Here is a 12,735-nt window from a genome sequence, read left to right on the forward strand (position 1 = left end):
TTCTATCGCGCTGACGGCGACCACGCAGACCTGCGGCCATGGAAACCGGCAATCCACATGCCCAAGGCGCTGGCCCGCATCTGGCTGGAAATCACCGGCGTGCGCGTGGAGCGCCTGCAGGACATCAGCGAAGCCGACTGCATTGCAGAGGGCATCAGCGAGTTGCCACATCAGGCGGCAGAGCGCGGGTGCTGGTGGACCGGCAATGTTGCAGCCGGCGCAGCACTGCACGGACGCACGCCGCGAAACGCTTTCCAGCTCCTCTGGGAATCCACCGGTGGCGACTGGGCCGCCAGCCCCTGGGTGTGGGTGATCGACTTCAAGCGCATCCACAACCGCCAGGCCACCCCATGAGCCGGCGCAAGCGCACGCAGCGCCAGCGCCGCGCCCCCACCCCCGACTTTGACCAGCCCGCCCAGCAAGCGGGCTTTTTTAGGCCCAAATCATGAAACACAAAGTTACATAGCAAGCACCTGCGGGCACTACCGTGCAGGCTATCGAACCAGTTTGGGTGCGCGCCGAGAAGTATTTCGAGCTGACCGGCACGCCCGTCGAAACCGTCCGTCACTACCGCAAGAAAGGTTGGTGGCTGGCTGGGAAACACATTGCCACCGTCGCAAATCGGTTGCACGTCAATATTAAGGAAGCAGACGCATGGATCGCAAGACAGGCCACACAACCCCACCGGGGGTAACCATCCGGGAAATGAAGTCAGGACCGCGGCTGCAGATATTTTTCACCTATGGTGGTGAGCAATGCCGCGAACTCATGCCTGAAGGCCAAGTTACCAAGAATGCCATCCAATATGCGGCCAATCTGCGCAATGAAATTCGGCGCAAGATTGCCGATGGCACGTTTGAATATGGCAGCTATTTTCCCGACAGCCCCAAGGCAAAGCGCCCCGCCCCGGGCACATCCCTCATGGAGGACATGCTGGCCAAGCAGCTGGCCTTGTACGAAAAACAGGTCGCCAACGGCAAGATGAGCCCGGCCACCTACCGTGGCTACGCCAAGAGCATCACCGGCGAGCGCATGCGTCACTGGTATGGTTGGAGGCTAGATGAGGTCACGCCCAGCGCCCTGCGCGACTGGGTGGGCGAGATGGACTGCACTAGCAAGGCAATCCGCAACATGCTGATTCCACTCCGATCGGTCATGGAAGACGCCCTGAATGATGACCTCATCGAGTTCAACCCCTTTGACCGCATCGCCCTGGTGAAGCTGATCCGACAGACCAGCAAGGCCAGCGATTACGTGATCCAGCCCTTCACACAGGCGGAGCGCGAGACCCTTCTGCAGGCCTGCCGGCTTGATGAGCGCCCCATGTTTCAGTTCTGGCTCAACACCGGCCTGCGACCTGGCGAGCTTCAGGCTCTGGAGTGGCGACACATCGACTGGGAAAAGGCGACCGCTCGCATTGAGCAGAATCAGGTGGTTGGGGTACTCAAGGCGCCAAAGACTGCTGCGGGTATCCGGACGCTAGACCTCAACCCCGAAGCCATGGAAGCACTGCGCGCGCAAAAGCCCATGAGCCAGCTGCGCGGGCAGCGGATCTGGCTCAACCCGCGAACGCTGCTGCCGTGGGCTACAGATGCCCAGGTGCGCAAGACGGCTTGGCTGCCGATCATGGCCAGGTCAGGCCTCGATTACCGCAACCCGTACCAAATCCGGCACACCTATGCCTCTACCCTGCTGACCGCAGGCGGCAACCCCTGGTATGTCGCCCAGCAGTTGGGCCATGAGGACGTGGAGATGGTGTTTCGCACCTATGGCAAGTTCATCCGTGAGGACTACCAGAAGCCCAAGGCCGTGCTGCATGCCGTGACCTGAAATGCATCGGTGCATTTTCGGTGCATTTCCCGTGCATTCCTGTGCACCAATCCACACCATCTGGGCACAAAAAAAACCGCCCTGCACTGGGCTTTACCTAGTGCAGGGCGGTGGTTGGGTGGTGGAGCTGGCGGGAATTGAACCCGCGTCCGCAAGCCTTTACCGGGCAGATCTACATGTTTAGTGCTCTGATTTGAATCTCGCCTCGGTCACCGCGCAGGCACACGCTGTGAACAAAGCCAGTACCCTATTTTCTTGTTCCATACCAAGGTACCCGGCACAGAACCAGTTGATGAAGATTCCTTTGCAGCCTGGAAGTCTTGCGACCCCCTTGCCCAGCCCATCAACGTGCTGTTGCAAAGCTCACCGGATTAAGCGGCGAGTGCGAAACGTTCGTCGTTTGCAGTTAGTTTTGTTGAATGGAGATTTACGAGCGTCACTCAAGCTCGACATGCACCACACCGGCTCCGAACCCACGTCGAAACCAGGACAGCCCCATGAAGCACATTTTAGGCTACATCGAGCCATTGCAAGAGCTCATGTGGGTATTTAATTGCAGCGTCGGCTCCCCAGTGCGCGGTGGCGTCGACGGCGCCGAGGTAGCCGTAGAGGGCGGCGACGGTTTTCATGCCGGCTGCGCGGCCGGCGACGATGTCGCGTTCGTCGTCGCCGACGTAGATGCAGGCTTGCGGCGGCAGGCCCAGGCGGCTGGCGGCTTCGAACAGCGGCGCGGGGTGCGGCTTGGGGTGCGGCGTGGTGTCACCGCTGACCACGGCCCGGGCGCCGCTGAACAAGGGCATGGCGCGCGTCAGCGGGTCGGTGAAGCGCGACGACTTGTTGGTCACGATGCCCCAGAGCAGGCCACGCGCTTCGATGTCGGCCAGCAACTGGGCGACGCCGTCGAAGGCGTAGGTGGTCTGCGTCATGCGCGCTTCGTAGTTGCGGAAGAACTCTTCGCGCAGCGTGTCGTAGTCGGGCGTTTCGGGCGTGATGCCGAATGCCACGCCCAGCATGCCACGTGCGCCCGCACCCGCCATGGGGCGGTAGTGCTCGGCGGGCAGCGACGGCAGGCCGCGCGCGGTGCGCATCTGGTCGGCGGCGGCGCCGAGGTCGGGAGCGCTGTCGATCAGCGTGCCGTCGAGGTCGAACAATACAGCCTGGATGCCTTTGAACGCCATGCTCATTCCTCGGGCCTTTGCGTGGCGATCATGTAGTTGACGCTGGTGTCGGCGCTGAGCCAATAACGGCCCGTGAGCGGGTTGTGCTGCAGGCCCCTGGCGTGCAGCACGTTGAGGCCGGCGGCGCGGCAAAAACCGGCGAGTTCGCTAGGGCGTATCATTTTTGCGTATTCGTGCGTACCACGTGGCAGCAGGTTGAGCAAGTATTCGGCTGCAACAATTGCTTGCGCAAAAGATTTAACGTTTCTATTCAGGGTCGAAAAAAAGACCCATCCACCGGGTTTTACGAGCTCTGCGCAGGCCCTGACCACCGATTCGGGGTCGGGAACATGCTCGAGCATCTCCATGCAAGTCACCACATCGAAGCTCGCGGGCTGGCGTTCGGCGAGCGCTTCGACGGCCACTTCCTCGTAGCGTATGCGCGGGGTTTCGGCCTCGAGCGCATGCAACTGGGCCACGCGCAGCGACTTCGTCGCCAGGTCGATGCCGGTCACCACGGCGCCTTTGCGCGCCATCGAGTCAGCCAGGATGCCGCCGCCGCAGCCCACGTCGAGCACGTCGCAGTCATGCAGCGGGGCAATGCCGTTGATCCATTCCAGGCGCAGCGGGTTGATCTGGTGCAGCGGCTTGAATTCGCTTTCCGTATCCCACCAGTGGTGGGCCAGATCGGAGAACTTGGCCAGTTCGGCCGGGTCGACGTTGATGGCGTCTTGCATCGGTGCTTTTCCTTCACGCTGAAATGGATAGGGCATAAAAAAAGCCCCGTCTCCGGGGCTTTTCAGGGTAATCCGGAGATTACTGAGCGGCGCGGGTGCCCACCACTTCGATTTCCACGCGACGGTTCTTCGCGCGGCCTTCGGCCGTCTTGTTGTCGGCGACGGGTTGCTTTTCGCCCTTGCCTTCAGTGTAGACGCGGTTCTTTTCGATGCCCTTGGACACCAGGTAAGCCTTGACGGCTTCCGAACGACGCACCGACAGCTTCTGGTTGTAGGCATCGGAGCCGATGGAGTCAGTGTGACCCACGGCAATGATGACTTCCAGGTTCACGCCTTGGACCTTGGAGACCAGGTCGTCAAGCTTTTCCTTGCCAGCTGGCTTCAGAACGGACTTGTCGAAGTCAAAGAACGCGTCGGCAGCGTAGGTCACCTTGGTCGCGACTGCAGGAGCAGGAGCGGGTGCAGGTGCAGGTGCGGGAGCGACCACTGCAGGAGCGGGAGCAACAGCCACGGGTGCGGGCTTCAGGGCACCGTCGCAATCGGCAGCAGCCGTTGCGGGGGTCCAGTTGGCATCGCGCCAGCACAGTTCGTTCGTGCCGTTCTTCCAGACCAGCTCGTTGGTACCGTTTTTCCAGTTGTCGATCACGTTGCCGCCATTGGCAGCCTTGACTTGAGCGCCGGCAGCCGTAGCCAGTGCGGCGCAGGCAAACAACATCGCAACTTTGTTCAGTTTCTTCATGGTTCTCCTCTTGGGGAAAAAGCCGCAGCCGCGCTGCGAATTTGTGGACGTCATTAGTGGCCATCACCAAGAACGTTGGAAATGATTGTGCCATACGTAACATGCGAATGACCCGGGCCCTGCGGTGGGGTCGGCACGACAAAAGCGTAATTCACGGGATATGTTGCGCAGCAACTACAGCCCAATGACTCTAAAATGAGCCTCCCTTGCCGTCAAAGTCGCAGTCCATGACCCAGTTTGCCAAAGAAACTCTGCCCATCAGCCTTGAAGAGGAGATGCGTCGCAGTTATCTCGATTACGCCATGAGCGTGATCGTGGGCCGCGCGCTGCCCGATGCACGCGATGGCCTCAAGCCGGTGCACCGTCGTGTCCTCTATGCCATGCATGAGTTGAACAACGACTGGAACCGCCCCTACAAGAAGTCCGCACGTATCGTCGGTGACGTGATTGGTAAATACCACCCGCACGGCGATTCCGCTGTGTACGACACCATCGTTCGCATGGCCCAGGATTTTTCCCTGCGCCACATGCTGGTCGATGGCCAGGGCAACTTCGGCTCCGTCGACGGCGACAGCGCCGCGGCGATGCGTTACACCGAAATCCGCCTGGCCAAGATCGCGCATGAAATGATTGCCGACATCGACAAGGAAACCGTTGATTTCGGGCCCAACTACGACGGCAGCGAACGCGAGCCGCTGGTCATGCCCAGCCGCCTGCCCAACCTGCTGGTCAACGGCTCCTCGGGCATTGCCGTGGGCATGGCGACCAACATTCCGCCGCACAACCTGGGCGAAGTCGTCGACGCCTGCCTGCACCTGCTGCAAAGCCCCGACGCGACGATAGACGAGCTGATGGAAATCGTGCCCGCGCCCGACTTCCCCACGGCCGGCATCATCTACGGCATCAACGGCGTGAAGGACGGCTACCGCACGGGCCGTGGCCGCGTCGTAATGCGCGCCAAGTGCCATTTCGAGGACATCGACCGCGGCCAGCGCCAGGCGATCATCGTCGACGAGCTGCCCTACCAGGTCAACAAGAAGACGCTGCAGGAGCGCATGGCCGAGCTGGTGCACGAGAAGAAGATCGAAGGCATCAGCCACATCCAGGACGAATCGGACAAGTCCGGCATGCGCCTGGTGATCGAGCTCAAGCGCGGCGAAGTGCCCGAAGTGGTGCTCAACAACCTGTACAAGCAGACCCAGCTGCAGGACACCTTCGGCATGAACATGGTGGCGCTGATCGACGGTCAGCCCCGCCTGTGCAACCTGAAGGAACTGATCGCGGTCTTCCTGCAGCACCGCCGTGAAGTGATCACGCGCCGCACGGTGTTCGAGCTGCGCAAGGCGCGCGACCGCGGCCATGTGCTCGAAGGCCTGGCCGTGGCGCTGGCCAACATCGACGACTTCATCGCCATCATCCGCAACGCCCCCACGCCACCCGTGGCCAAGGCCGAGCTGATGACGCGCGCCTGGGACAGCAAGCTGGTGCGCGAGATGCTCACCCGCACCCGCGAAGATGGCGGCGTTGTGAGCGCCGACGACTACCGCCCCGAAGGCCTGGAAGTCGAGTTCGGCATGGGCCAGGACGGCCTCTACCGCCTGTCCGAAACCCAGGCCCAGGAAATCCTGCAGATGCGCCTGCAGCGCCTGACCGGACTGGAGCAGGACAAGATCGTCGCCGAGTACAAGGACGTGATGGCGGTGATCGAGGACCTGCTCGACATCCTGGCCAAGCCCGGCCGCGTCTCGGTGATCATTGGCGAAGAGCTCACGGCCCTCAAGACCGAGTTCGGCCAGAGCAAGATAGGCGCGCGCCGCAGCAGCGTCGAATACAGCGCGCAAGACCTGTCCACCGAAGACCTGATCACGCCCACCGACATGGTGGTCACGCTGAGCCACACCGGCTACATCAAGAGCCAGCCGCTGTCCGAATACCGTGCGCAAAAGCGCGGCGGCCGCGGCAAGCAGGCCACGGCGACGAAGGAAGACGACTGGATCGACCAGCTGTTCATCGCCAACACGCACGACTACCTGCTGTGCTTCTCCAACCGCGGCCGCCTGTACTGGCTCAAGGTCTGGGAAGTGCCCGCGGGCTCGCGCGGCTCGCGCGGCCGCCCCATCGTCAACATGTTCCCGCTGCAGGAAGGCGAGAAGATCAACGTCGTGCTCGCGCTCACCGGCGACATGCGCACCTTCCCTGAAGACCGCTATGTGTTCATGGGCACGAGCATGGGCACGGTGAAGAAGACCGCGCTCAACGAATTCAGCAACCCGCGCAAGGCCGGCATCATTGCCGTCAACCTCGACGACGGCGACTACCTGATCGGCGCCGCGCTCACGGATGGCGCGCACGACGTGATGCTGTTCAGCGACGGCGGCAAGGCCGTGCGCTTCGACGAGAACGACGTGCGTCCGCTGGGCCGCCAGGCACGCGGCGTGCGCGGCATGATGCTGGAAGATGGCCAGAGCGTGATCGCGATGCTGGTGGCCGAGGACTCCGACACCAACCCGCAAAGCGTGCTCACGGCGACGCAAAACGGCTACGGCAAACGCACCAGCATTGCCGAGTACACGCGCCACGGCCGCGGCACCAAGGGCATGATCGCCATCCAGCAATCCGAGCGCAACGGCAAGGTCGTTGCCGCCACGCTGGTGCGCGCCGATGACGAGATCATGCTGATCACCGACAAGGGTGTGCTGGTGCGCACGCGGGTTGCGGAAATCCGCGAACTCGGCCGTGCCACCCAGGGCGTGACGCTGATCGCGCTCGACGACGGCTCCCAGCTCAGCGGCCTGCAGCGCATCGCCGAAAACGATGCCCAGGCAGTGGCCGACGACGCCGAGTCCGCCGACCTGACCGCGGCCGACGGCAGCGACGCAGCGCCCCAGGCCTGAGCCCCGCCCCTTCCGAGCACGCCGGCAATGCCGGCGTGCTCGTTTACAGTTCCACCCAACGCGCGGCCGAGGCCGCCCTGCCCCTTTCCCCTTCCGGTAGACACCATGAATCGCCCCTACAACTTCTCCGCCGGCCCTGCGGCCATCCCTGCCGAGGTTCTGGAACAGGCTGCGGCCGAAATGCTGGACTGGCATGGCAGCGGCATGGGGGTGATGGAAATGAGCCACCGCGGCAAGGAGTTCATCTCGATTTACGAGCAAGCCGAAGCCGACCTGCGCGAGCTGCTAGCCGTGCCCGCGCACTTCAAGATCCTGTTCATGCAGGGCGGCGGCCTGGCGGAAAACGCCATCGTGCCGCTGAACCTGTCGCATGCCGGCACGGTGGACTTCGTGCTCACGGGCAGCTGGAGCCAGAAGTCGCTCAAGGAAGCGCGCAAGTATGCGGCGCAGGCGCATGTCGCGGCCAGCGGCGAAAGCGGCCAGTTCACCAGCCTGCCGCCCGCGGCCAGCTGGGAGCTGAGCCGGGGCGCGAGCTATCTGCACATCTGCAGCAACGAAACCATCCATGGCGTCGAATTCCATGAACTGCCCGACCTGAAGGCGCTGGGCAGCGACGCACCGCTGGTCATCGACTTCTCGTCGCATGTGGCATCACGCTCGGTCGACTGGAGCCGCGTAGGCCTGGCCTTTGGCGGCGCGCAAAAGAACATCGGCCCGGCCGGACTGACCATCGTCATCGTGCGCGAAGACCTGCTGGGCCATGCGCTGCCGGCCTGCCCCAGCGCTTTCGACTACAAGATCGTCGCCGACAACCAGTCGATGTTCAACACGCCGCCGACCTGGGGCATCTACATCGCCGGCCTGACGTTCCAGTGGCTCAAGCGCCAGCGCGAAGGCGAGCTCACGGGCATCGCCGCGATGGAGCAGCGCAACATCGCCAAGGCCGAACTGCTCTACCGCAGCATCGACCAGTCGCAGCTGTACCTCAACAAGGTCGCGCCGAACTGCCGTTCGCGCATGAACATTCCGTTCTTCCTGCGCAACGAGGCGCTCAACGACGCCTTCCTGACCGGCGCCAAGGAGCGCGGCCTGCTGCAGCTCAAGGGCCACAAGTCGGTGGGCGGCATGCGCGCGAGCCTCTACAACGCCATGCCGCTGGCCGGAGTCCAGGCGCTGGTCGACTACCTGCACGCTTTCGAACAACAACACGCCTGAGAGACTTTCCGCCATGAACAAGCCCCAAGCTTCGCCTGATCTTTCGGACCTGCGCCAACAGATCGACAGCATCGACCAGCAGTTGCTGTCGCTGGTCAATCAGCGCGCCCGGGTTGCCGAGCAGGTCGGGGAGGTCAAGAAACGCGAAGGCACGCCGTTTTTCCGGCCCGACCGCGTGGCCCAGGTGATCCAGAAGATCGAAGCCGCCAACCCCGGCCCGCTGCGCAACACCCATGTGTCGGCGATCTGGCGCGAAATCATGTCGGCCTGCCTGGCGCTCGAGTCGCCCCAGCGCGTGGCCGTGCTCGGCCCCGCGGGCACGTTCTGCGAGCAGGCCGCGGTCGATTACTTCGGCGGTGCGGCCGACCTGATGTACTGCGCCAACTTCGACGAAGTGTTCCATGCGACGGCCGCGGGCAGCGCCCAGTACGGCGTGGTCGGCGTGGAAAACTCGACCGAAGGCGTGGTCACGCGCTCGCTCGACATGTTCCTGCACACGCCCTGCCATGTGGTCGGCGAAGTCAGCCTGCTGATCCGCCACAACCTGCTGCGCCTGAGCGATTCGCTGGACAACATCGAAGTGGTCGCGGCCCACCCGCAGGCGCTGGCCCAGTGCCAGGGCTGGCTGTCCAAGCACCTGCCGCATGCCGAGCGCCGGCCGGTCGACAGCAACGCCGAAGGCGCGCGCCTGGCGTCGATCAACCCGACCTGGGCTGGCCTGGCCGGCGACCGCGCAGCCCAGCAGTTCGGCCTGCACACCGTCGCCCATGCAATCCAGGACGAGGCCTACAACCGCACGCGCTTTGCGATCATCTGCCTGCCGCAGACGCTGGCCATGCCCCAGGCCACCGGCAAGGATTCGACCAGCCTGATCATTTCCGTGCCCAACCGCCCCGGCGCCGTGCACGACCTGCTGGTGCCGCTCAAGACCCATGGCGTGTCGATGACGCGCTTCGAGTCGCGCCCCGCGCGCACCGGCCAGTGGGAGTATTACTTCTACATCGACCTCGCAGGCCACCCGTCCGAGCCCCATGTGGCCAAGGCACTCGAAGAGCTGCAAGGCCTGTGCGCCTTCTACAAGGTGCTGGGCGCCTACCCCACGCCTGCGTGATATCTGCGTAATACCTGCCTGATGCCTGCAATACCTGGTCTTTTTCTGCCGTCGGAGTCTGTGGATGTTTGAACAACTGGGGCTCATAGGCTGCGGCCTGATGGGCGGATCGTTTGCGCTGGCGCTGAAAAAAGCCGGCCTGGTCAAGCGCGTGGTCGGCTACAGCAAGTCCCCTTCCACCACCGAACGCGCGCGCCAGTTGGGCGTGATCGATGTCGAGGCGCCGTCGGCGCTGCTCGCCGCGGCAGGTGCCGACATCGTGCTGCTGGCCGTGCCCGTGGCCGCGACCGAAGCGACGCTCAAATCCATCAAGCACCTGGTCACGCCGGGCATGCTGATCATGGACGTGGGCTCGACCAAGACCGACGTGGTGCAGGCCGCGCGCTCGGGGCTGCGCGACAGGATAGGCTCCTTCGTGCCGGCCCACCCCATCACGGGCAAGGAAGTCGCGGGCGTCGAGCACGCCGACGCCAATCTGTATGTGGGCAGCCATGTGGTGCTCACGCCCACCGAACGCACGCTCACGGTGCAGCTCGAGCAGGCGCGCCAGATCTGGCAGGCGCTGGGCTGCGAGGTGCACAGCATGTCGCCCGAAGCGCATGACGCGACGCTCGCCACGGTGAGCCACCTGCCCCATCTGCTGGCGTTCGCGATGATGCAAAGCGTGCTGTCCCAGCCCGACGCCGACGCCACGCTCGCGCTGGCGGGCCCGGGGTTTCGCGACTTCACGCGCATCGCGGCCAGCAACCCGCAGATCTGGCGCGACATCCTGCTTGCCAACCGCGAACAGGTGCTCGCGCAGTCGCGCCAGTTCCGCCAGGCCCTGGAAAACCTCGAAGAACTGCTTGTCCAGGGCGACGGCCAGGGCCTGCAGGACCGGATCACGCTCGCCAGCGCCGCCCGCGCCCACTGGCGCCAGGGTCCCACCCCCACTGCGGCGCGCGCCAGCGCCACTCCTCCAGACCTCCAGGGCGCCTGAGCCCGCACGCTGAAACCGCGCCATGTTCCAGACCGAATTCCTCGACATTCCCGCACTCGCCACCGCCGGTGGCGAAGTCCGCCTGCCCGGCTCGAAAAGCATTTCCAACCGTGTTCTGCTGCTGGCCGCGCTCAGCGAAGGCACGACCACGGTGCACGACCTGCTCGACTCGGACGACACGCGCGTCATGCTGACCGCGCTCGAGCAGATCGGCTGCGTGCTGGAACGCGGCGCCAGCACCCTGCGCATCACGGGCATTGCCGGTGCCTTGCCCGCGGGCACGGCGGCCGAACTGTTCCTGGGCAATGCGGGCACGGCCATGCGCCCGCTCACCGCTGCGCTTTCGCTGCTCGGCGGCGAGTTCACCATGCTGGGCGTGCCGCGCATGTACGAGCGGCCCATAGGCGATCTGGTCGACGGCCTGCGCCAGATCGGCTGCCGCATCGACTATCTGGGCAATGCGGGCTTTCCGCCGCTGCGCATCACGCCCGCCGATGTTTCCTCCGAAGCACAGGCACCGATCCAGGTGCGCGGCGATGTCTCCAGCCAGTTCCTGACTTCGCTGCTGATGGCGCTGCCGCTGCGCGCCGCGCAGCAGGACATCCACATCGAAGTCGTCGGTGAACTGATCTCCAAGCCCTACATCCACATCACGCTGGAGCTGCTCGCGCGCTTCGGCATCGCGGTGCACAACGACAACTGGCAGCGCTTCACGATTGCCGCGGGCAGCCGCTACCGCTCGCCGGGCGACATCCACGTCGAGGCCGACGCGTCGTCGGCGAGCTATTTCATTGCGCTGGGCGCAATCGCGGCCGAAGGCGCCGCGGGCGTGCGCATCCAGGGCGTGGGCGCGCAGTCCATCCAGGGCGATATCCGCTTTGTCGAAGCCGCGCAGGCCATGGGTGCGCAGGTCGACAGCGGGCCGAACTGGCTGCAGGTGCGGCGCGGCCGCTGGCCGCTGCAAGCCATAGACCTCGACTGCAACCACATTCCGGACGCAGCGATGACGCTGGCCGTGATGGCGCTGTACGCCGAAGGCACGACCACGCTGCGCAATATCGCGAGCTGGCGTGTCAAGGAAACCGACCGCATCACGGCCATGGCCTGCGAGCTGCGCAAGCTCGGTGCCACCGTGGAAGAAGGCGCGGACTACCTGCGCGTCACGCCGCCGGCCCGGCCCGCCGACTGGCGCGCGGCGAGCATCCACACCTATGACGACCACCGCGTGGCGATGTGCTTTTCGCTCGCCGCGTTCAACCCCCAGCAACTGCCGGTGCGCATCGAAGACCCGCAGTGCGTGGCCAAGACCTTCCCGGACTATTTCGAAGCGCTGTTTTCCGTCTGCGAGACACCGCGCGAACGGATTCCGGTGATCTGCATCGACGGCCCGACCGCGTCGGGCAAGGGCACGATCGCCGCCGAAGTCGCGCGCCGTCTGGGCTATGGCATCCTCGACTCGGGCGCGCTCTACCGCATTGCCGGCCTGGCCGCGCACCGCGCCGGCATTGCCATCGACCCTGCGCACGAGGGGGAAATTGCCGCGCTGGTGCGCGCGCTGCCGATCCGCTTCACCGCCACGCAGCAGATCCTGCTCGACGATGAAGACATCAGCCAGGCGATACGCAGCGAGGAAGCCGGCATGGATGCTTCACGCGTTTCCGCCCTGCCCGCGGTACGCGAAGCGCTGGTCGCGCTGCAGCTCGGATTTCAGCGCCTGCCGGGCCTCGTGGCCGACGGCCGCGACATGGGCACGGTGATCTTTCCCGACGCGCCGCTCAAGGTCTACCTGATCGCATCGGCCGAATGCCGTGCTGAGAGAAGGTATAAACAATTGATTTCCAACGGGATTTCAGCTAATATCACGGCGCTTCGTGCAGACCTTGAAGCCCGTGACGCCCGCGACATGTCGCGCAGCGTGGCGCCGCTCAAGCCCGCACCAGACGCTTTGTCCCTCGATAGCTCCACGCTCTCCATCGAACAGGTGGTCACGCAGGTGCTTCACTGGTGGCAAGAGCGACAGCCCTTCAAGTCCGTCCTGAAGGGCTGACACCGGTCCCTCTGCCTGTTTTTCGC

General features: G+C 64.3%; 9 protein-coding genes, 1 other RNA gene and 1 pseudogene. 7 read left to right on the top strand and 4 right to left on the bottom strand.

Annotated elements, in window-relative coordinates; genetic code table 11:
- Nucleotides 1-354 (top strand): annotated as a pseudogene (locus GVL12_RS15375) (hypothetical protein); the annotation flags it as partial.
- A 300-nt stretch (nt 355-654) separates the two neighbouring features.
- Complete coding sequence (locus tag GVL12_RS15380) at nt 655-1,830, top strand: site-specific integrase (RefSeq protein WP_159915562.1); 1,176 nt, start codon at nt 655-657, stop codon at nt 1,828-1,830.
- 119 nt (nt 1,831-1,949) lie between these two features.
- Here the strand turns inward: GVL12_RS15380 and ssrA are convergent.
- The 4 genes from ssrA to ompA form a co-directional block, all read right to left on the bottom strand.
- Nucleotides 1,950-2,327, bottom strand: a transfer-messenger RNA (tmRNA) gene (gene ssrA / locus GVL12_RS15385).
- Nucleotides 2,328-2,339: 12 nt separating this feature from the next.
- The gene (locus tag GVL12_RS15390; RefSeq protein WP_159915564.1) at nt 2,340-3,008 is read right to left on the bottom strand and encodes an HAD-IA family hydrolase; all 669 of its coding nucleotides are present in this window, start codon (nt 3,006-3,008) and stop codon (nt 2,340-2,342) included.
- A gap of 2 nt (nt 3,009-3,010) precedes the next feature.
- Nucleotides 3,011-3,724 (bottom strand): bifunctional 2-polyprenyl-6-hydroxyphenol methylase/3-demethylubiquinol 3-O-methyltransferase UbiG, encoded by a 714-nt coding sequence (gene ubiG / locus GVL12_RS15395; RefSeq protein WP_159915566.1) that lies wholly within the window; start codon nt 3,722-3,724, stop codon nt 3,011-3,013.
- A gap of 79 nt (nt 3,725-3,803) precedes the next feature.
- Complete coding sequence (gene ompA / locus GVL12_RS15400) at nt 3,804-4,463, bottom strand: outer membrane protein OmpA (RefSeq protein WP_159915568.1); 660 nt, start codon at nt 4,461-4,463, stop codon at nt 3,804-3,806.
- 227 nt (nt 4,464-4,690) lie between these two features.
- Between ompA and gyrA the strand changes: the two genes are divergently transcribed.
- The 5 genes from gyrA (at nt 4,691) to GVL12_RS15425 (ending at nt 12,709) form a co-directional block, all read left to right on the top strand.
- The gene (gene gyrA, locus GVL12_RS15405; RefSeq protein WP_159915570.1) at nt 4,691-7,357 is read left to right on the top strand and encodes a DNA gyrase subunit A; all 2,667 of its coding nucleotides are present in this window, start codon (nt 4,691-4,693) and stop codon (nt 7,355-7,357) included.
- A gap of 105 nt (nt 7,358-7,462) precedes the next feature.
- Nucleotides 7,463-8,572 (top strand): 3-phosphoserine/phosphohydroxythreonine transaminase, encoded by a 1,110-nt coding sequence (gene serC / locus GVL12_RS15410; protein WP_159915572.1) that lies wholly within the window; start codon nt 7,463-7,465, stop codon nt 8,570-8,572.
- A 13-nt stretch (nt 8,573-8,585) separates the two neighbouring features.
- Nucleotides 8,586-9,683 carry a prephenate dehydratase gene (gene pheA / locus GVL12_RS15415; RefSeq protein ID WP_159915574.1) on the top strand — a complete coding sequence of 366 codons (1,098 nt, stop codon included), beginning with the start codon at nt 8,586-8,588 and terminating at the stop codon, nt 9,681-9,683.
- Between the two features lie 64 nt (nt 9,684-9,747).
- Nucleotides 9,748-10,662, top strand: a complete 915-nt coding sequence (locus GVL12_RS15420; protein WP_159915576.1) for a prephenate dehydrogenase — start codon at nt 9,748-9,750, stop codon at nt 10,660-10,662.
- Nucleotides 10,663-10,684: 22 nt separating this feature from the next.
- A complete protein-coding gene (locus GVL12_RS15425) occupies nt 10,685-12,709 on the top strand; it encodes a bifunctional 3-phosphoshikimate 1-carboxyvinyltransferase/cytidylate kinase (RefSeq protein ID WP_159915578.1) in 2,025 nt (674 codons plus the stop codon).
- Nucleotides 12,710-12,735: the final 26 nt, after the last annotated feature.

The organism is Pantoea sp. 18069, assembly GCF_902706035.1.
In the GTDB taxonomy this organism is placed as follows: Bacteria; Pseudomonadota; Gammaproteobacteria; order Burkholderiales; family Burkholderiaceae_C; genus Comamonas.

Coding starts and splice junctions, on each gene's coding strand:
- serC (WP_159915572.1), top strand. CDS start 7,463: ATGAATCGCCCCTACAACTTCTCCGCCGGCCCTGCGGCCATCCCTGCC.
- ubiG (WP_159915566.1), bottom strand. CDS start 3,724: ATGCAAGACGCCATCAACGTCGACCCGGCCGAACTGGCCAAGTTCTCC.
- gyrA (WP_159915570.1), top strand. CDS start 4,691: ATGACCCAGTTTGCCAAAGAAACTCTGCCCATCAGCCTTGAAGAGGAG.
- ompA (WP_159915568.1), bottom strand. CDS start 4,463: ATGAAGAAACTGAACAAAGTTGCGATGTTGTTTGCCTGCGCCGCACTG.
- GVL12_RS15420 (WP_159915576.1), top strand. CDS start 9,748: ATGTTTGAACAACTGGGGCTCATAGGCTGCGGCCTGATGGGCGGATCG.
- GVL12_RS15390 (WP_159915564.1), bottom strand. CDS start 3,008: ATGGCGTTCAAAGGCATCCAGGCTGTATTGTTCGACCTCGACGGCACG.
- GVL12_RS15380 (WP_159915562.1), top strand. CDS start 655: ATGGATCGCAAGACAGGCCACACAACCCCACCGGGGGTAACCATCCGG.
- GVL12_RS15425 (WP_159915578.1), top strand. CDS start 10,685: ATGTTCCAGACCGAATTCCTCGACATTCCCGCACTCGCCACCGCCGGT.
- pheA (WP_159915574.1), top strand. CDS start 8,586: ATGAACAAGCCCCAAGCTTCGCCTGATCTTTCGGACCTGCGCCAACAG.